Source organism: Kribbella sp. NPDC043289 (assembly GCF_056436705.1).
In genome coordinates this window covers 1,680,386-1,697,768 of the sequence record NZ_JBWKCB010000001.1, presented here as the reverse complement: position 1 = coordinate 1,697,768, position 17,383 = coordinate 1,680,386, and the positions used below count along the sequence as shown (strand labels likewise).

Genomic DNA, 17,383 nt, shown 5'->3' with positions numbered 1-17,383 from the left:
AAGAATGCAGGGCGATCGTCGGAGCATGACGAACCGCGGCCCAGGGCAAGTGACGACCCGGCCGCGGAGAGTGCGCGTACGCCGGGTTCGCGCGACCCCGGCGTGGTGGCGCGACGCCATCGGCCTCGCCTGCTGGGCGAGTTCGCTGGTCGTGATCGCGCTCTGGGTGTCGGGGCGTGGCCTGCAGAACCTGGCCGGCGGCCCGGCCGACCTGCTCACCACGCTGGGTCGGCTCTCGGGGCTGGTCGCGGCGGATCTGTTGCTCGTGCAGGTGTTCCTGATGGCGCGAGTGCCGATGATCGAGCGCAGCTACGGTCAGGACGAGCTGGCGCGCAGACACCGGCTGGTCGGGTTCTGGTCGTTCAACCTGCTCCTCGTCCACATCGTGCTGATCCTCGGTGGCTACACCTTGCGTGACCACGTCAACCTTCTGCGTGAGACGTGGACCGTCGTCACGACGTACGGCGGGATGCTGTTGGCGACCGCGGCGGCCATCGCGTTGACGCTGGTGGTGGTCACCTCGGTCAAGGTCGCGCGGCGAGCGCTGCGGTACGAGTCCTGGCACCTCCTGCATCTGTACGCGTACATCGGCGTAGGACTGTCCGTGCCGCACGAGATCTGGACCGGCGCGGACTTCACGACCTCGAGGCTCGCGCGGGTCTACTGGTGGTCGGCGTACGGAGTCGCGCTCGGCGCGATCCTGCTGTACCGGCTGGCACTGCCGGCGTGGCGGACGCTGCGGCACGGACTGACAGTGAGCGAGGTGATCCCCGAGGCGCCCGGCGTGGTGACCGTACTACTTGGTGGTCGCGGTCTGCACCGGTTGCCGGTTCGCGCCGGGCAGTACTTTGTTTTCCGGTTCCTCGACGGTCCGGGATGGTCACGGGGCAACCCGTACTCGTTGTCGGCATCACCCGCGCCGGACCGGCTCCGGGTGACGGCGAAGGCCGCAGGCGACGGGAGCAGCCGGCTCGCTCGCCTGCGGCCCGGCACGCGGGTCGCGGTGGAGGGACCGTACGGGCGCTTGACCGCGGAGCGGCGGGAGACGGACCGGGTGGCGATGTTCGGCTGTGGCATCGGCATCACCCCGCTCCGCGCGCTGCTCGAGGAACTGGACTACCGGCCGGGCAACGCGATCCTGGTCTACCGCGCGCACAGCGAGGCCGACCTGGTGTTCCGCAGCGAGCTCGAGCAGCTGGCCGAGCGCCGTGGCATCGCCCTGTACTACCTGCTCGGCCCGCGGCTGCAGCACCGCGCGTCGTGGCTTCCGGAGAGCGCACGGTCCTGGTCCGACGAGGACGCCGTACGGCATCTGGTGCCGGGGATCACGGGGTACGACGTCTATGTCTGCGGACCGGATCGCTGGATGGATGCGGTGTGTACGGCAGTTCTCGCAGCCGGACTGCCGGCCGAGCGACTGCACCAGGAACGGTTCTCGTGGTGAGAGGAGCATGTGTATGAGGCGCGGGGTCAAGGTGCTGATGACGGTTGCGACGACCGCCGTGGTCGCGGTCGCGTTCCGGGCGAGTCTGCAGTCGTCGCACAACGGGATGACGGCAGCCGTGGTCGTTCCCACGGAGCACTCCAAGCGAGCGGGCGGCACGCAGCCCTCCCCGCGGCCCGGACGCACCGGCCACCGGACCTCGCCACCACCCCGGAGCACCGCTCCGACCCCTCGCATCCCGACGACTCCGACGGCGCCGAGATCGACCGCTGCACCGACGCCGCACTCGACCGCTCGACCCACCGCGGCAGCGGTGACCGTCGCCGGGGGCGTGGTGGACACGCAGTACGGGCCGGTTCAGGTGGAGATCACCGTGCGCGGCGGGCGGATCACCAAGGCGCACACGCTGCAGCATCCCAGCGGCGACGGGCAGACCGATCAGATCAACAGCAACGCGGTCCCGCAGCTCAACCACGAGACGCTCGCCGCACAGAGCGCGCAGATCGACACTGTCTCCGGTGCGACTTTCACCTCCGAGGGGTACCGCCAGTCGCTGCAGTCGGCCCTGGATGCGGCGCACCAGGCCGGTGCGCGATGAAGACGCATTCGGAGCGGCTCCGGCGCAATCTGGTGGTGGGCGGGAGTACCGGCGTACTGCTGGTGCTGCTGTTCCTGTACCCGACCAGCCGGAACCATGTCTCGACCGCGTCGGCGCCGGCGGCGGCCGCACCAGGCGTTGTCAGTCCGAAGTCCGGGTCCACTGACCTGACCGCGAACGGATCATCGGAAGACACGCGGTACGGACCGGTGCAGGTCCGGATCAGCGTCCGCGGGCACCGGCTGACCGCGGTGACCGCCTTGGTCTATCCGGCGTCGGGCGGGCGTGACCGGGAGATCAGTTCGTTCGCGCTACCGCAACTCGAGCAGGAAGCGGTTGCCGCGCAGAGCGCCCGCATCGACACGGTGTCCGGGGCAACGTTCACCTCGGACGGCTACCGCCGCTCCCTGCAGTCCGCACTCGACGCCGCGCATTTCCGGCCGGCGGGATGACGCCTTCCAAGAAACCTCCAAGATCGCACTGCCAGCCTGACTGATTCCAGCTCGTCCGAGTCGAAGGAACGTGATCCAGACAGTGCAGACAGTCAACGGTCTCCCGGCCCACGTGCTTCTCGTGCACGCCATCGTCGTCCTCCTGCCGTTGTCGGCGGTCCTCCTGGCCCTGACCGCGCTGTGGCCCGCGGCCAGGCGCCGGCTCGCTGGGCCGAACGCAGTCCTGTCGCTGCTGGTCGTAGTGCTGGTGCCGATCACGACGAGCGCAGGGGAGTGGCTGGAGAGCCGGCTCTCACCGAACCCGTTGATCCATCGGCACGCCGAGCTCGGCGACACCGCCATCTACGCTGCCGTCGGCGTCGCTGTGCTGGCGGTCCTGCTCTGGTGGCGGCAGCGGGAGGCCGCCGGACGTACGCCGGCCAAGCGCACGTTCCTCGCGCCCAGCTCGGGCAGCCTCACCGCCGCGCTGACCGTGGTCGCTGTCCTCGTCGCTGGGGCCGCTGTGTACGACGTCGTACGGATCGGCGACTCCGGCGCCAAGGCGAGCTGGAACGACTGGGCCGCGCGTCCCTGATCCGAACGAGACGTGCTCGGTGAGCTGCACGGTCCACAAAGTCAGCAGCATCGCGATCGCCAGAGTACGGAACAGCGTGGGCGCGAAGGCCATGGCCAGCACGGCGCATGCGGTCGCGGGCACGGCCAGGATCGGCGTGAGCCAGCTGACCACGGGCGGATCGTGCGGGTCGGCGAGGACCAGTGTGAGCACGCCGCCGCAGATCAGGATGCCGGCCGTCATCGCGCGCCCCGGGATCAAGTTGCCGGCGGCAAGGAAAACGCAGTAGAGCGCGATCAGCAGACCGAGCGGGACAGCGGCGGTGACGACACGGCGGCCGGGCACGACGGCGCGGTCCAGATCAGGTTTCCGGCCGGTGGACCACGGCGACCGGACAGTGTGAGTGGTAGAGCAGGCCGCGGGCCACGGACCCCATCCGCAGCTCGGAGAACGCCGTCCGGCCCTGGCCGCCGACCACGACCAGGTCGGCGGCCTGCGACTCGCGCGCCAGCACGAGGACCGGATGATCGATCACGCCACGACGCTGCACGGGTACGTCGGCGTACTTCGCGGCCCAGCCCTCGAGCGTGTGGGCCAACAGGTCGTCGGCGGACTCGATCCAGGGCTGCTGGTTGGGATCGATCCAGACGTTCGGGTCCGGGTAGGTCTCGCCGACGTCGATCGCATGGACGCCGAGGACCTCGGCGCCGGTAGCGTCGGCGAGCTCGAAGGCGAACCGCAATGCGTCCTGGCCCTCGAGCGACCCGTCGATACCGACCACGATCCGTCGGTGCGCGGGCGCGGCCGGGTCCCAGCTGTCCGGTACGACGATCAGCGGGACCTTGGTCGCGAGCGCCGTACAGACCTGGGACGTGGAGCCGAGCACCAGTTCGGCGAAGCCGCCCATGCCGCGCCGACCGACGACCAGTGCGGTCGACTGCTCGGCGAGAGCGAGCAGGGTCTGCGCCGGATGTCCGTGGCGGACCTCGAGCGAAGCGTGCCCGAACCCCAAGCGGTCGAGTTCGTGCAGGGCGTCGTCGAGCACCTCGGTGCCGTCGTCCGCTCCGGCGGGCGGCGCGGCGACGGGCTGTTGCCGTTCGTCGTCGACGACGTACACCGCGTGCAGCGGCGAGTGCTGAAGGACGGCGTACGACGCTGCCCAGGTCAGCGCGGTCAGGCCGTCGCGGGATCCGTCGACTCCCACCAGCACGGGCAGTTGAGGGGACAGTTGAGGGGACATGGGCACCTCCAGGGGCTGGACTCCTGCGGCTCCAGTCAAGTCGCGCGCAACTGGCGCGGGCAGGACGGAAGGTCCCGAACGGGCGCACCGAAGGTCCCGGTCCAGGCGGGCTGTTCGGCCGCTGCCACCGATCGCCGCGGGTTCCAGGGTCGAAGGGAGGGAAGTTTCGTGCGGCGAGATTCGTGATGAAGGCAGGTTCGTGATGAAGGCATTGGTCTACAACGGTCCGGGGCAGCGGAGCTGGCACGAGGTGCCCGATCCGGTGATCCAGGACCCCGAGGACGCGATCGTCCGCGTCGACGCGGTGACGATCTGTGGCACCGATCTGCACATCCTGAAAGGCGACGTGCCGACCGTCGCGTCCGGCCGGATCCTCGGCCACGAGGCGGTCGGGACGATCACGGCCGCGGGGGACGGCGTTCGCGGAGTGGCGGTCGGCGATCGGGTGCTGATCTCGTGCATCACCGCGTGCGGCCGCTGCGAGTACTGCCGGCAAGGGCATTACGGGCAGTGTCTGGGCGGTGGCGGCTGGATCCTCGGGCACCTGATCGACGGTACGCAGGCCGAGCAGGTCCGGGTCCCGTTCGCGGACCGTTCCGTCTACAAGCTGCCGGAGAACGTCAGCAGCGAGGAGGCCGTGCTGCTCGCCGACATCCTGCCGACATCGTTCGAGGTCGGCGTCCTGAACGGCGGGGTCTCGCCGGGCGACACGGTCGTGATCGTCGGAGCGGGCCCGATCGGTCTGGCGGCGCTGGCGACCAGCAAGCTCTTCACGCCGTCGCGCGTCGTGGTCGTCGATGCGGCCGACTCGCGTCGCAAGGCAGCACTTGAACGCGGCGCGGACCTGGCACTCGGGCCGGAAGAGGACGTGGAGACGAAGATCCGCGAGCTGACCGGCGGGCTCGGCGCCGACGTCGCGATCGAGGCGGTCGGCGTACCGGCGACGTTCGAGCTCTGCACCCGTCTGGTCCGCCCGGGCGGAACCGTCGCGAACATCGGCGTCCACGGCGCGCCGGCGACGTTGCACCTCGAGGACCTGTGGATCAAGAACGTCACCATCACCACGGGTCTGGTCGACACGTCCTCGACCCCGAAGCTGCTGTCGATGCTGGCCGCGGGACGGCTCGAACTCCCCGGGCTGATCACGCACCGGTTCGGGCTGGACGAGATGCAGGACGCGTACGACGTCTTCTCGGACCCCGCCACCACCGGCGCACTCAAGGTCGCCCTCTTCAGCGAGCGTGGCGTCGAGTAGCGATTCGTCCAGCGGACTGCCCGATCACCGGACGACGGCGATCGGGCAGTTCGTGTGGTGCAGGACGCTCTGGCTGACCGAGCCGAGCAGCAGGCCGGTGAAGCCGCCGCGGCCGCGGGATCCAACGACGAGCAGGCGTGCGGACTCGGATCGCTGTACCAGGCCCTCGGCCGCGGATCCCGGGACCAGCTCGGTCGTCCAGGCCACGTCAGGGTGATCCGCGGCCGCGCCGGCGACGGACTCGGCGACAAGCAGCCGCGACTCCTCGCGGATCGTCTCCTCGTCGAACTCCAGCTCCGACACGTTGTCGTTGTAGCGGTGGAACGGGCTGCTCCAGGCGTGCACGGCGACTACCGAAGTGTGCAACGAATCGGCCTGATCGTAGGCGAAGCCGATGGCCCGCGCCGAGGCCTTCGACCCGTCGACTCCGACGACCACGGGTGTCTCGTCGTCCGCGTGCGACGGCGCGTCATGTGGGACCACCACGACCGGGCACTCGGCATGCATGGTCACCTGGACCGCGACCGAGCCGACCAGCAGTCCGCTCCAGCCGCCGTGACCGCGGGATCCGATGACCATCAGCCGGGCGTCCTGGGCCGCGTCGACGAGCGTTTTCGGCGCGGCCCCGCCGACAAGGGCGGTGTCGACCCGCAGCCCGGAGTACTGGGCCCGGATGCTGTCTGCGGCGTCGTCAAGCGCTTGCTGGCGGGCCGTTCGGACCGCCTCGAGCGGAACGACGTGGCCCGGTGTCGGGCGCGTGACGATGACGATCTCGAAGGCTTCGAGAATTCGCAATGGTGCCATCGCACGATCCGCCGCGGCAGCGGCCCACTGCAGAGCCGACGTGCTGCCGGGCGAACCGTCGTACCCGATCACGATCGGCGCGGACGCTGACGCCATGAGTGTCTCCTCCTATCAGAACAGGTAGTCAGAACCGCTCGTCGAGGACGTCGCGCCAATGCACCCGCGCTGCGTGCCCGGTGGGCCCGGCGGGGTAGCCGATCCGCAGCACCATCTGCGGCCACGCCCGGCCGCCGATCAGCTCCCGGACCCGGAACCGGGGCTCCGGGTGCTCGAGCACCTGATCGAGGAACGACGCCGTCAGGTCGTACGACGTAGCGACCAGCAGCACGCGTTGGAGCGCGACACCGGCACCGACCCAACCGTCGCTGTCCTCGCCGCGGGTACTGAGTACGGCGATCGCCGGGTGCAGCTCGAAGACCGCCCGATCACGCTGCCGGACGTTGACGCCGGCGGACAGATCACGCACGTACGCCGAGCCGACCGGCACCGGTCCGAGAGCGCTCTCCGGGACACCGTCGCCGACGCGGTCGCCACCGACCCACCGCATCCGCTCGTGCACCCGGTCCTCGTCGTGCAGATCCGCGGCGTCCGCTTGGCGCAGCAGCACGCCGAGTTCTGCCACCGTCGCGGCGTCGAGCCAGTGCAGCCTCGCTCCTTCGGCGCGGGCGGCCGCGTCGAGCTGGTCGCGGACCCGCTGCGGAACCGGGTGGTCGAGCAGCGGACCGCGATACGTGTGCCGCGCGGGAACCTCGCCGTACAAGCGGGCGAGGTCCGAGACCGGCGCCCGGCGGTCGGCAAGGAAGACGCGGGCCACGACCTCGGGAAAGGCCGGATCGGGGTTCGCGGCCAGGTTCGCCTCGTGCCCGAGGACGGCAGCGGCGACGCGGACGTTGAACGCGGCGGCGCCGATCGCGATCCGGGCAGCCCGTCCGGACGGATCGGCCGCGGGCAGCGCCCGGTCCTCGTCGAGCAGGATGTCGAGCACCGGGCCGTGCACCTCGAACCGCCACGGCTGGGTGTTGTGCAGGGACGGTGCGTGCGCCGCGGCGGCGAGCAGGATGCCGACCTCGTCCTCGGTCAGTACGGCATTCATGGTGTCTCCGTGGTGGCGCGGGTGACTCGGTCGTTCCGGGTAGTCATGGGTGTGTCCGTTTCTGCCGCCGATCCGCCGAAGCGGATCAGCGTCGGGTTCAGGCAAGTCGTTCGCACGTCGTGTGCGAGGGCGGTGAGCAGGACGCGCTGCAGCGCCATACCGGTCCGGGTCCTGATCGGGCAGGCCGGTCGGCTGGAGCATGATCCGGACGACCAGGCCGCGGTCGTGCAGGTCCGGGTAGCTGGCCGGCCAGGCGTCGTAGCTCAGCGACGCGGCGCCGGTCGCGATCCGCTCGGCGCGCGACCAAGTCCCGCCGGGCGGTCAGGCCGTCGAGCCGGACATCGATCCAGTCCTGGTCGACCTCGAGCCGCAACGGTCGCCGGACGTGGTCCCCGGCCGCTGCACCGGCGGCCTGCAGCAGGACGCCGCGGGCCTCGGTCGACAGTTGGTCGGTCAGCATCGGCCCCTCCTCGACAGATGTTCCTCCCGCTTCAGCGTCTGCCCGCCCGCCGCGCGATGCACAGCGGCATACGTCCCGGGACCGGCGGGCCGTTCGGCTCCCGCGAGTGAGGTGAGAACGGCTCTGACCGCCGGCGCCGGCAGATTCCACGATCGAAGTGCGGGACTCGAGTGAAGGGACGACATCATGGCCACCACATCGCACCGGCAGCACCTGCCGGCTCCCACGACGCGAACAACTGTGCAAGTTGAAGGCGATCGGCACCCGATCATCACCACCGCGGCCGGCCGCGCACTCGCCGTACTGCGGATCGCGTACGGCCTCACGTTCCTGTGGGCCTTCCTCGACAAACTGTTCGGCCTCGGCTACGCGACGAAGTCGGGCCACGGCTGGGTCGACGGCGGCGACGTGACTGCCGGCTTCCTCAAGGGCGCCACCGGCCCGTTGGACAGCTTCTACCGCTCGCTGGCCGGCGACTGGTGGGTCAGCCCGCTGTTCATGATCGGGCTGGCGGGCATCGGCCTCGCGCTCACGCTGGGCATCGGGATGCGGATCGCCGCCGGTGCCGGGGCGTTGCTGTACCTGCTGATGTGGTCCGCGAACCTGCCGCCGCAGACCAACCCGGTGATCGACGACCACATCCTCGGCGCCATCACCGTGATCGTCCTCGCACTCGTTGCCGCTGGCAACGTGTGGGGCCTGGGCAGGTGGTGGAGCGGGCTGAACCCGGTCCGCCGGTACCCGTGGCTGCGATGAACGAACGATGCGCGAGCGAGGGGTGAGCGAGCAGTGAGCACAATGACCGTGAAGCCGGTGATCCACGTCGGAGTCGACCGCTCCTGGCGGGACACCGGCGCCCTCGAGTGGGCCCTGCAGGAGGCGTTGCTCCGGCAGGAGCCCCTCCAAGTGGTGCACGTGATCGACGAGCAGCTCCGGCGAGTGCCGGGCTGGGACCCGGAACTGGTCGACGACGCGGCGATGGATCTGGTGAACGACATCGAGAAGTACTTCGACGAGACGCCGGACGCCCCCGATCACGAGATGGACCTGACGGTCGGCCCACCCGCCCGCAGCCTGGCAGACGCGGCCACGGGCAGCCGGATGCTGGTCGTCGGCCGTCGCGGACTCGGTACCTTCAAGCGCTTGCTGATCGGCTCCACGTCGGAGGCGGTCGTCGCGCACGCCGCCGTACCTGTGGTGATCGTGCCGGAGCACTGGAAACCGTCCGACCACACCGGTCCGGTGCTGGTCGCCCTGGACGGCCCTCCGGACGGCGCTCCGGACGGCCCAGCCGACGGGCGGGCCGACAAGCCCGCGGGCTCCGCCGAGGAGGCAGCGGTCCGTGAGTTCGCGATCAGCGCGGCCGCCGAACGGCACCTGCCGGTCCGGATCGTGCATGTCTGGGACATCCCGCCGGTCTACAGTTGGGACGCGACGAACGCCGTGAGCGCCGAGTGGGCCGAGACCGCCCAGCGGTACTTCGAGGACCTGGCCACCGGATGGCGCCGGAAGTACCCGGACGTGACGTTCCAGGTCGAGGTCCGCCGCGGCCACGTGGTCGACGGTCTGGTCACCGCCGCCGAACAGTCCGATGCCCGGCTCCTGGTCGTCGGTACCCGCCACCACACCCGGTTGGCGTCGTTCGTGGCCGGTTCGGTGACCCGAGGAGTACTGCACCACGTGACCTGTCCGTTGGCCGTCGTACCTGCTGGAGCGCCAGGTGAGAAAGATGACTGAGTGGAACCGGACCGGGCCTGTCGTGGTGGAAGTGGACGGGACCGCGGAGAACCTGCGGGTGGTGGACTACGCGTCCGCCGAGGCGTTGCGGACCGGCGCGGAACTTGTGCTGCTCGCTCCGTACGGGCCGCGCTCGCTGCACGGTCCAGACGGCCCGGCCGGATTCGATGATCCGATGATGTCCGAGTTCGCGGCGAAGTCACCGGCCGAGCTGGCCGACGCCGCGGTGCGCGCGGCGGTCGCGCACGTGCGGCACCGGGAGAGGCACGCGGCCGAGCTGGCCGCGATCACCGAGGAGGGCTCGCGGCTCCGGGTCCTCGCGCACGCGGCGCGCAACGCGCGGATGCTGGTGGTCGGCCGGTCCCGCAGCCGTGGTCCGCAGCGGCTCGTCCACACCCAGGCCAATCTCACGCTGGCGGGGCGGGCCGGTTGCCCCGTGATCGTCGTACCGCTGTCCTGGAAGCCGTCGTTGCACGACCGGAAGGTTGCTGTCGGCATCGATGGTACGACGCTGTCTGCCGAGGCACTGGAGTTCGCGTTCGGCGTCGCGACCGGCCGAGAGGGCGACCTGATCGTCGTGCACGCCGGGATCCCCGCCGAGCGGCCGTTCGCGGACGCGGACCCGGAGGGCTCGTGGATCAGTCGCGCGGACTACCTGTTGTCGGCCACGCTCGCACCGTGGACCAGCCGGTACCCGACGGTGAAGGTGACGCGCTTCCTGAGTAGCCGTCCACCGGCCGCGGCGCTGGTGCACGAGAGCGGCGAGGTCGGCCTGATCGTGGTCGGCGCGCACACCGGCGCGCTGCCGATCGATCCCGTGGCCCGGCGCTCGATGGCCGCGATGACCTGCCCGGTGGCGATCGTCCCGCACCACCCGACCGCTACTGAGGATCGCCTCGACGCCGCTCGGCTGGAGACCGCTGCGGGTGCCGTGGTCCCGACGTCCTGAACGGAGGCACATCATGTCCGAGACCGTTCGTGCCCTGATCGTGTACGAGTCGATGTTCGGGAACACCGAGCGGATCGCGCGGGCGGTCCGCGATGGGTTGCGACGGTACGTCCCGACCGAGTCGGTGGCGGTCAACCGGGCGCCGAGCGCCGTACCGGGCGACGTCCGGCTGCTGGTCGTCGGCGGTCCGACGCACACGTTCTCGATGAGCCGGGCGTCCACCCGGCAGGAGGCGTGGAAGCAGGCCGACGTGGTGATGCCGATCGAGGTCGGCATCCGCGAGTGGCTGGCGGCGCTCGAGCCGGCCGCCGGATCCGGGACGGATGCGCCGCGGATGGCGACCTTCGACACCAGGATCGCCAAGGTCCGGCGGCTGCCCGGTTCGGCGGCGCGGTCGGCGGCCAAGCTGCTGCGCCGGATGGGGTATCGACAGCTGGGGGAGTCCGGGAGTTTCTTCGTGAACGACTCGACCGGCCCGATCCGCGAGGCCGAGATCGAGCGCGCGCGGAGCTGGGGCCGGGAGCTCGGCCGGCAGTTCCGGGCCGCTGAGCGGGTTCGCCCCGGTCGCGTCCGGGAGGTGAACAGACGATGATGCACTCGGCAGCGGGGGCCGCGTTCTGGTCCGTGACTCTGATCGTCGTCTGGGTCCTGGTGTCGGGCGCCGCGGCCTGGGTCGCGATCCGGCTGCTGCGGCCGCGCCGCCGCCCGCCCCCGCCCACCCTGCCGTCGCCCCTCGACATCCTCGAGCGCCGGTACGCCGCCGGCGAGATCACCCACGAGGACTTCGACGAGGCCCGCGCCCGCCTCCGCGAACACGAAATCGACCTCTGACCAGCACTTTGGGCCCCCACCAACCACTTTCGGGCCGCCTGGTTGGTACGGGCTCAAAGTGCTGTTACCAGGAGCGGATGCGGCGGCCGGTGATGTGGTGGGGGTCGATGACCAGGTACGTGTCGCGGGGGGCGCCGGCCCAGGGTTCGACGCGGTCGCGGACGGCTTCGATCTCCAGGTCGACCGCGGGGCGGACGGTGCCGTTGACGAGTACGCTCCAGCCGTCGCGCATCCCCTCGTCGACGAAGTCGAGCTCGAACGCGATCGGCTCCAGGTCGTACTGCGCGACGGCGCTGTCGGACGCGGTCCGGAACACGATCAGCCGATCGAGAGTGCAGTAGTTCACCGGGATCACGATCAGTTCGCCGACTCCGGCGTACGCGATCCGGCCGATCGAGCGGCTCTCGATCAGCCGGAGGCATTCTTCGGCTCGCATCGGCTCGAGGTGCGGCGCGACGGGCGGTCGCACGGGAGTCCGTGGCCGGTCGGCGTGGGTGAGGCCCTCGACGCTGACGTCCAGGGCCTGCGCCAGCCGGACGAGTTCGGCGCCGGTCAGGGTGAACGGGCGGGTCTCGATGTGGTCGACGCGGGCCACGCTCAGACCGGCCCGGTCGGCGACCTCTGCACTGGTCAGGCCGAGCGCCTGCCGGCGGTACCGGATCCGGCTGCCCAGGTCGTCCGGGCGGTCCGCGAGCTGTGGGTCCATCGGAGTCTGCCTCTCGGTTGATCGTCCGGTTCCAGACCATCATCGGGATGGCGGCGTGGTCAGGGTCCGAGGTCACCGGGGGCCTGGGCCGGAAGCCACCGGGACGCCGAAGGTCCCGCCCGGCCGGGACCGTGGTCCCTGGCGGCCTGCGCGACCGGGAGGCGATGCTGGGGCGGGGGTACGACGTGCTGCCGAAGGAGACGGTGATGACGATCAAGGTGTTCCTGCTCGACGACCACGAGGTGGTGCGGCTCGGGCTGCACCAGCTGCTCGACGGTGAGCCGGACATCGAGGTCGTCGGCGACGCGTCGACCGCTGCGGAGGCGATCGCCCGGATCCCCGCCGTGCGCCCCGACGTCGCGGTCCTCGACGTCCGGTTGCCCGACGGCGACGGGATCACGGTCTGCCGCGAGGTTCGCTCGCAGATGGACGAACCGCCGGCCTGTCTGATGCTGACGTCGTTCTCCGACGACGAGGCGCTGTTCACCGCGATCATGGCCGGTGCCGCCGGATATCTGCTCAAACAGATCCACGGCCAGGCCCTGATCGACGCCGTACGGCGGCTCGCTGCCGGCGAATCGCTGCTCGACCCGAGCATGACCGCGAAGGTGCTGGACCGACTGCGGCATCCTACGGAGTCCGAAGATCCCCGGTACGCCGCCCTGACCGAGCAGGAGCGCCGCATCCTCGCCGAGATCGCCGAGGGCAAGACGAACCGTCAGATCGCCCAGTCGCTCTACCTCGCGGAGAAGACGGTGAAGAACTACGTATCGTCACTGCTCCGCAAGCTGAGCCTGGAGCGTCGTACCGAGGCCGCTGTGTTCGCCATCGAGCACGCGAAGAAGCAGCAGCGCTAGGGTGTGTCTCCCAATCCCGCGCCGTAGCGAGCAGGTGCTCGGTGCGGCGAGGTGCCGTGCCGAGTGCCGCGCAGTAGGCGGGGGATTGGGAGACACGCCCTAGGGCGTGTAGCCGGCCGGACGTGTGGTCTCGTCCTGGACGGGTGTCCGGTGCCAGGTGCTGCGTTCGGCAGCGTGGAGGGCGGCGCTGATGTCGGCGGCCCAGATGCGGATCCGGTTCCAGTCACGGAAGTCGCCGGCGAGGTTCCCGGTGGCCAGCCGCCGGGCCAGGAAGCCGTGCGCGCTGGCTGGGTCGAGACGGCCGGCGAACGTGATCGCCGGCGTCGCCCCGATCTCGTGCGCGAGGCGCCGTACGGTGGGCGGCATCGCCTGGTCCTGGTCCCTGTCCGGCCCGACCGGACCGCTGTGGAACAGCCAGACCTGGCGCGTGCGGAGCGCGTCGGCGTTGTGCTTCAGGAACCGTACGGCGTCCCGGCGCCAGCGGCGGACGTAGATCGCGCTGCCGAGGACGACCGCGTCGTACGCCTCGACGTCTTTGACCGCGGCGACGTCGACGACATCGGCCTCGTGATGATGGATCCGAAGCTCCGCGCCGATGGCCTCGGCGATGCCGGCGGTCGAGCCGGCCTTGCTGGCGTACGCGACCAGAACCTTCTTGGGCATCAGGGACCTCCTTCGCGGTCACGTCCAGCACAGCAGTCGGTCCTGCGACGCCGGGAGTGCCTAACGGCCCGGCCTATCCGGGACCTTCGATCGCCGCCGGCGGAAGGACGGCGACCGGGCAGGGTGCCTGCCGGAGCATGGTCTGGCTGACGGATCCGCGGAGCAGACCGGCGAGACCGCCGCGCCCGCGGGAGCCGACGACGAGCAGATGCGCGTCGCTGGAGTACTCGAGCAGCAGCTCCGACTCGTGACCGCTGACGCGTACGAGGTCGGCATCGCCGGCGTACTGCCGGATCCCGGCGAGCAGGTCGTGGTCACCGCTCTTGTCCGTGACCGCGACGATCCGGGCCGGAAGCTCGTGGCGGTTCGCGTACTCGAGCCCGAACTCGATCGCGGCGCGAGCCAGCGCGGAACCGTCGTACCCGATGACGATCCGGCTGCCGGCCAGCGAGTCGTCGGCCGGCCGTACGACGACCACCGGGCAGTGGGCGTGCGCGGAGAGTTCGACACCCGCGGAGCTCACGACCATCCCCAAGAGCCGTCCGGTGACCCGGCTGCCGATCACGATCAGGGCGGCGGTCCGCGATTCGCCGAGCAGCACCGCGGCCGGGAAACCGTCGACGCTGCTGCCCGTCACCGAGACGCCGGGTTCGAACTTGCGGGCCAGGTCGACGGCGTCCGCGACGATCCCCTCGGCCTGGGCGCGCAGGCCGGGTGCGAGATCGGTCGGGCCGAGCGGCACGTGGAACTCCGACCAGACGAACGCGTGCACCAGCCGCAAACCGACACCCCGCGCGGCGGCTTCGGCGGCACCCCAGCGGATCGCGTTCTCGCAGTCGGGACGGCCGTCGATACCGACCACGACGTACTTCCCCGTCATGCGCTTCCCCTCATTCAGCTCAGCGTCGCGATCCACGCCGCTCGCCACCCAGAGGCGAAGGTCCCGGGCGACGGGACCGGACGGCACTGGCCGGGCACCGCCCGGCCGCGGTGCTCTAAAAGTGGTGCGGTGGGGTGTCGGAGGGGGAGCGGTCATGACGGCGATCGACCAGCCGGGCACCCGGCCGGACGCGGGCTGGGACGTACTGGCGTCGGACGGATCGGTGGTCCGCATCCGGCCGGTCCGCGGCGACGACGAGCCGGCCCTGCATGCGATGAACGGCCGCGTCTCGGACGAGTCGATGTACCTGCGTTTCTTCGGCATCAACCGGCGGTCGGCCGACGAGTACACGCGGCACCTGGCCGCCGATCAGGACGGTCACGTCGCGCTGGTCGCGGAGTACGGCGGTGACCTGGTCGGGATCGCGAGCTACGAGCTGTTGCGCCCGGGCGAGGCCGAGATGGCGTTCCTGCTGCAGGACTCGGTGCATGGGCGGGGGATCGGGACGCTGCTCCTCGAGCAGCTCGCCGCGACCGGCCGCGAGCACGGCATTCAGCGACTGCGCGCGGACACGCTCGGCGAGAACGCGAAGATGCTGCGACTGCTCGCCGGCTCGGGATTCGAACAGGTCCGCCGGTTGGAGAGCGGAGTCGTCGAGCTGGTCCTCGACACGGCGTACCACCCGGTGACGCTGGAGCGGATGGCCGATCGCGAGCGGGCGGCGGAGAACCGCTCCCTGCATCGGCTGTTCTCGCCGCGGACCGTCGCGGTGATCGGCGCCGGCCGTGAGCCCGGCGGCATCGGCCACGAGCTCCTGCGCAACATCGTCGCGGGCGGTTTCACCGGTTCGGTGTACGCCGTGAATCCGCACGCGGCCCGGATCGCGGACGTGCCCGCGTACCGCTCGATCGCGGACGTGCCACGGACGGTCGACCTGGCGGTGATCGCGGTTCCGGCGGACCAGGTACCGGCCGTCGTCGCCGAGTGCGGTGACCGTGGTGTCGGTGGCGCGGTCGTGCTGACGTCGGGGTTCTCCGAGCTCGGCGCAGCCGGACGCGAGCTGCAGCGCGAACTGCTGTCGGTCGCACGCCGCCACAGCCTCCGGCTGATCGGCCCGAACTGCCTCGGCCTGGTGAACACGGCTCCGGAGGTGAGTCTGAACGCGACGTTCGCGGAGCTCGCACCGAGGGCCGGCGCGCTGGCCATCGCGGCGCAGTCCGGCGCGGTCGGGATCGCGGTGCTGCAGCATGCCGGCCAGACCGGACTGGGCATCTCGGAGTTCGTCTCGCTCGGTAACAAGGTCGATGTCAGCGGCAACGACATGTTGCTGCACTGGTGGGGCGACCCGCGAACCGCGGTGATCGGGCTGTACCTGGAGTCGTTCGGCAACCCGCGGAAGTTCGGTGGGCTGGCCCGGATGATCGGCCGGACGAAACCGATCCTGGTGGTCAAGGGCGGACGCTCGGCCGGTGGTCGCCGGGCCGGGGCCTCACACACCGCGGCGGCCGCAACACCCGAGACCGCCGTCGACGCGCTGTTCGCGCAGTCCGGCGTACTGCGGATGGACACGGTCGAGGAACTGGTGGAGACCGCCCGTCTGCTCGCCGTCCCGCCGCTCCCGCACGGCCGCCGGGTCGCTGTGGTTGGCAACGCAGGTGGCGCAGGGATCCTCGCGGCTGACGCGGCCGGCCGGCTCGGGCTGGAGCTGCCAGAGCTGAGCCCGTCCGTCCAGGAGCAGCTCGCGGCGACCGGCGCCGTGGGTACGGCGAACCCCGTCGACCTCGGAGCGGCCGCGTCGCCGGCGTCTCTCACGGAAACCCTGCGGGTGCTGAAGACGAGTGCTGAGATCGACAGTATCGTGGTGAACTACGCTGCGACCCGGGCCGGCAAGGTCGATGAGATCTACGCTGCGATCGCCGCGGCCGGCAACGAGGCCTTGCACCCGCTCGTCGTGAACTGTGTCGGTTCGGCGAACGCAGCGCCCGAGATCGCACTGGCGGACGGCCGTCGGTTGCCGGTGTTCCCGTTCCCCGAGAGTGCGGTCCGGGCGCTGGCCCATGCCGTGCGGTACGCCGAGTGGCGGGCGCGACCGCAGGGCGCCGTACCGGAACTGGCGCGAGTCGACTCGGTGGGCGCGCGGGCGGTCGTGCAGCGCTTCTTCCAGCGGATGCCTCGAGGCGGGTGGCTGGATCCTCGGCAGGCGGGTCTGCTGCTGGACTGCGCTGGTGTGCCGATGATCCCGGTCGTGCCGGCGCTGACGCGTTCAGAGGCGATCGCGGCGGCCGAGGCGGCCGGGTATCCGATCGCGGTGAAGACGGGCGCGCCCGGCGTACTGCACAAGACCGACATCGGCGGCGTGCGCGTCGGGCTGACGAACTCCGCGCAGGTCGGGGTCGCGTACGACGAGATCACGCGCGCGACGGGTGACCCACAAGTACTTGTGCAGGCGATGGCGCCGGACGGGACCGAGCTCGTGATCGGCGTGGTGCGGGACCAGCGCTTCGGGCCGCTCGTGATGGCGGGCAGCGGCGGCGTGCTGACCGACGTACTGGCCGATCGGCAGTGGCGTGGCCTGCCGCTCACGGATCTGGACGCACGCGAGATGGTGCACTCGTTGCGGTGCGCGCTGCTGCTCGCCGGCTACCGCGGTGCGCGAGCCGCCGACCAGGAGGCCGTTCTCGACGTCGTGCACCGGATCGCGTGGCTGGCGAGTCAGGTCCCCGAACTCGCCGAGCTCGATATCAACCCGTTGATCGCCACCCCGTCCGGGGCCTTCGCCGTGGACATCCGGGTCCGGCTCGCCTCGGCGGAGCCGGAGACCGACTGGTTCGCGCGCCATCTCCGTCGCGACGACGCGTGAG

Annotated in this window: 19 protein-coding genes; 12 read left to right on the top strand and 7 right to left on the bottom strand. The window is 70.8% G+C overall.

Going from position 1 to position 17,383, the window contains the following annotated elements:
* The first annotated feature begins 25 nt into the window (after positions 1-25).
* The 4 genes from AC0662_RS08040 (at position 26) to AC0662_RS08025 (ending at position 3,068) form a co-directional block, all read left to right on the top strand.
* Entirely contained in the window at positions 26-1,444 is a 1,419-nt protein-coding gene (locus AC0662_RS08040; RefSeq protein WP_452196570.1) for a ferredoxin reductase family protein, read from the top strand.
* Between the two features lie 13 nt (positions 1,445-1,457).
* Complete coding sequence (locus tag AC0662_RS08035) at positions 1,458-2,042, top strand: FMN-binding protein (protein ID WP_452196569.1); 585 nt, start codon at positions 1,458-1,460, stop codon at positions 2,040-2,042.
* Complete coding sequence (locus tag AC0662_RS08030) at positions 2,039-2,494, top strand: FMN-binding protein (protein WP_452196568.1); 456 nt, start codon at positions 2,039-2,041, stop codon at positions 2,492-2,494. The genes AC0662_RS08035 and AC0662_RS08030 overlap by 4 nt, the downstream gene beginning before the upstream one ends.
* 70 nt (positions 2,495-2,564) lie before the next feature.
* Complete coding sequence (locus AC0662_RS08025; RefSeq protein ID WP_452196567.1) at positions 2,565-3,068, top strand: DUF2231 domain-containing protein; 504 nt, start codon at positions 2,565-2,567, stop codon at positions 3,066-3,068.
* A 340-nt stretch (positions 3,069-3,408) separates the two neighbouring features.
* Here AC0662_RS08025 and AC0662_RS08020 read toward each other — a convergent pair whose 3' ends face one another.
* Positions 3,409-4,287 carry a universal stress protein gene (locus AC0662_RS08020; protein ID WP_478299289.1) on the bottom strand — a complete coding sequence of 293 codons (879 nt, stop codon included), beginning with the start codon at positions 4,285-4,287 and terminating at the stop codon, positions 3,409-3,411.
* Positions 4,288-4,489: 202 nt separating this feature from the next.
* Between AC0662_RS08020 and AC0662_RS08015 the strand changes: the two genes are divergently transcribed.
* Complete coding sequence (locus tag AC0662_RS08015; protein ID WP_478299287.1) at positions 4,490-5,542, top strand: zinc-dependent alcohol dehydrogenase family protein; 1,053 nt, start codon at positions 4,490-4,492, stop codon at positions 5,540-5,542.
* Between the two features lie 24 nt (positions 5,543-5,566).
* Here the strand turns inward: AC0662_RS08015 and AC0662_RS08010 are convergent, their stop codons facing one another.
* The 3 genes from AC0662_RS08010 to AC0662_RS08000 form a co-directional block, all read right to left on the bottom strand.
* Positions 5,567-6,442 (bottom strand): universal stress protein, encoded by an 876-nt coding sequence (locus tag AC0662_RS08010; RefSeq protein WP_452196563.1) that lies wholly within the window; start codon positions 6,440-6,442, stop codon positions 5,567-5,569.
* A gap of 28 nt (positions 6,443-6,470) precedes the next feature.
* Positions 6,471-7,439 (bottom strand): Acg family FMN-binding oxidoreductase, encoded by a 969-nt coding sequence (locus tag AC0662_RS08005; protein WP_452196562.1) that lies wholly within the window; start codon positions 7,437-7,439, stop codon positions 6,471-6,473.
* A 97-nt stretch (positions 7,440-7,536) separates the two neighbouring features.
* Complete coding sequence (locus AC0662_RS08000; RefSeq protein ID WP_478299285.1) at positions 7,537-7,899, bottom strand: hypothetical protein; 363 nt, start codon at positions 7,897-7,899, stop codon at positions 7,537-7,539.
* A gap of 186 nt (positions 7,900-8,085) precedes the next feature.
* On the opposite strand from AC0662_RS08000, the gene AC0662_RS07995 reads away from it, so the two are divergent.
* Genes AC0662_RS07995 through AC0662_RS07975 form a run of 5 tightly spaced genes read left to right on the top strand, consistent with a single transcriptional unit; the run spans position 8,086 to position 11,416 of the window.
* On the top strand, positions 8,086-8,655 hold the full coding sequence (locus AC0662_RS07995) for a hypothetical protein (protein ID WP_452196560.1): 570 nt from the start codon (positions 8,086-8,088) through the stop codon (positions 8,653-8,655).
* 42 nt (positions 8,656-8,697) lie between these two features.
* Entirely contained in the window at positions 8,698-9,636 is a 939-nt protein-coding gene (locus tag AC0662_RS07990) for a universal stress protein (RefSeq protein WP_452196559.1), read from the top strand.
* On the top strand, positions 9,629-10,585 hold the full coding sequence (locus tag AC0662_RS07985) for a universal stress protein (RefSeq protein WP_452196558.1): 957 nt from the start codon (positions 9,629-9,631) through the stop codon (positions 10,583-10,585). Before AC0662_RS07990 ends, AC0662_RS07985 begins: the two co-directional genes overlap by 8 nt.
* Before the next feature lie 13 nt (positions 10,586-10,598).
* On the top strand, positions 10,599-11,177 hold the full coding sequence (locus tag AC0662_RS07980) for a flavodoxin family protein (RefSeq protein WP_452196557.1): 579 nt from the start codon (positions 10,599-10,601) through the stop codon (positions 11,175-11,177).
* Complete coding sequence (locus tag AC0662_RS07975) at positions 11,174-11,416, top strand: SHOCT domain-containing protein (protein ID WP_478299282.1); 243 nt, start codon at positions 11,174-11,176, stop codon at positions 11,414-11,416. The genes AC0662_RS07980 and AC0662_RS07975 overlap by 4 nt, the downstream gene beginning before the upstream one ends.
* Before the next feature lie 64 nt (positions 11,417-11,480).
* Here the strand turns inward: AC0662_RS07975 and AC0662_RS07970 are convergent, their stop codons facing one another.
* Positions 11,481-12,122, bottom strand: coding sequence for a helix-turn-helix domain-containing protein (locus AC0662_RS07970; RefSeq protein ID WP_478299280.1), 642 nt, complete (start codon positions 12,120-12,122; stop codon positions 11,481-11,483).
* Between the two features lie 47 nt (positions 12,123-12,169).
* Between AC0662_RS07970 and AC0662_RS07965 the strand changes: the two genes are divergently transcribed.
* Positions 12,170-12,979, top strand: coding sequence for a response regulator (locus AC0662_RS07965; RefSeq protein ID WP_452196554.1), 810 nt, complete (start codon positions 12,170-12,172; stop codon positions 12,977-12,979).
* Between the two features lie 99 nt (positions 12,980-13,078).
* On the opposite strand, the gene AC0662_RS07960 is transcribed toward AC0662_RS07965, so the two are convergent.
* Entirely contained in the window at positions 13,079-13,642 is a 564-nt protein-coding gene (locus AC0662_RS07960; RefSeq protein WP_452196553.1) for a flavodoxin domain-containing protein, read from the bottom strand.
* Positions 13,643-13,715: 73 nt separating this feature from the next.
* Positions 13,716-14,522, bottom strand: a complete 807-nt coding sequence (locus AC0662_RS07955) for a universal stress protein (RefSeq protein WP_478299278.1) — start codon at positions 14,520-14,522, stop codon at positions 13,716-13,718.
* 154 nt (positions 14,523-14,676) lie between these two features.
* On the opposite strand from AC0662_RS07955, the gene AC0662_RS07950 reads away from it, so the two are divergent.
* Positions 14,677-17,382, top strand: coding sequence for a bifunctional acetate--CoA ligase family protein/GNAT family N-acetyltransferase (locus tag AC0662_RS07950; protein ID WP_478299276.1), 2,706 nt, complete (start codon positions 14,677-14,679; stop codon positions 17,380-17,382).
* Position 17,383 lies beyond the last annotated feature (1 nt).

Bases quoted from the DNA above. Each gene is read 5' to 3' on its own strand.
- AC0662_RS08040 (WP_452196570.1), top strand. From the start codon at position 26: ATGACGAACCGCGGCCCAGGGCAAGTGACGACCCGGCCGCGGAGAGTG.
- AC0662_RS08035 (WP_452196569.1), top strand. From the start codon at position 1,458: ATGAGGCGCGGGGTCAAGGTGCTGATGACGGTTGCGACGACCGCCGTG.
- AC0662_RS08030 (WP_452196568.1), top strand. From the start codon at position 2,039: ATGAAGACGCATTCGGAGCGGCTCCGGCGCAATCTGGTGGTGGGCGGG.
- AC0662_RS08020 (WP_478299289.1), bottom strand. From the start codon at position 4,287: ATGTCCCCTCAACTGTCCCCTCAACTGCCCGTGCTGGTGGGAGTCGAC.
- AC0662_RS08015 (WP_478299287.1), top strand. From the start codon at position 4,490: ATGAAGGCATTGGTCTACAACGGTCCGGGGCAGCGGAGCTGGCACGAG.
- AC0662_RS08010 (WP_452196563.1), bottom strand. From the start codon at position 6,442: ATGGCGTCAGCGTCCGCGCCGATCGTGATCGGGTACGACGGTTCGCCC.
- AC0662_RS08005 (WP_452196562.1), bottom strand. From the start codon at position 7,439: ATGAATGCCGTACTGACCGAGGACGAGGTCGGCATCCTGCTCGCCGCC.
- AC0662_RS08000 (WP_478299285.1), bottom strand. From the start codon at position 7,899: ATGCTGACCGACCAACTGTCGACCGAGGCCCGCGGCGTCCTGCTGCAG.
- AC0662_RS07995 (WP_452196560.1), top strand. From the start codon at position 8,086: ATGGCCACCACATCGCACCGGCAGCACCTGCCGGCTCCCACGACGCGA.
- AC0662_RS07990 (WP_452196559.1), top strand. From the start codon at position 8,698: ATGACCGTGAAGCCGGTGATCCACGTCGGAGTCGACCGCTCCTGGCGG.
- AC0662_RS07985 (WP_452196558.1), top strand. From the start codon at position 9,629: ATGACTGAGTGGAACCGGACCGGGCCTGTCGTGGTGGAAGTGGACGGG.
- AC0662_RS07980 (WP_452196557.1), top strand. From the start codon at position 10,599: ATGTCCGAGACCGTTCGTGCCCTGATCGTGTACGAGTCGATGTTCGGG.
- AC0662_RS07975 (WP_478299282.1), top strand. From the start codon at position 11,174: ATGATGCACTCGGCAGCGGGGGCCGCGTTCTGGTCCGTGACTCTGATC.
- AC0662_RS07970 (WP_478299280.1), bottom strand. From the start codon at position 12,122: ATGGACCCACAGCTCGCGGACCGCCCGGACGACCTGGGCAGCCGGATC.
- AC0662_RS07965 (WP_452196554.1), top strand. From the start codon at position 12,170: ATGGCGGCGTGGTCAGGGTCCGAGGTCACCGGGGGCCTGGGCCGGAAG.
- AC0662_RS07960 (WP_452196553.1), bottom strand. From the start codon at position 13,642: ATGCCCAAGAAGGTTCTGGTCGCGTACGCCAGCAAGGCCGGCTCGACC.
- AC0662_RS07955 (WP_478299278.1), bottom strand. From the start codon at position 14,522: ATGACGGGGAAGTACGTCGTGGTCGGTATCGACGGCCGTCCCGACTGC.
- AC0662_RS07950 (WP_478299276.1), top strand. From the start codon at position 14,677: ATGACGGCGATCGACCAGCCGGGCACCCGGCCGGACGCGGGCTGGGAC.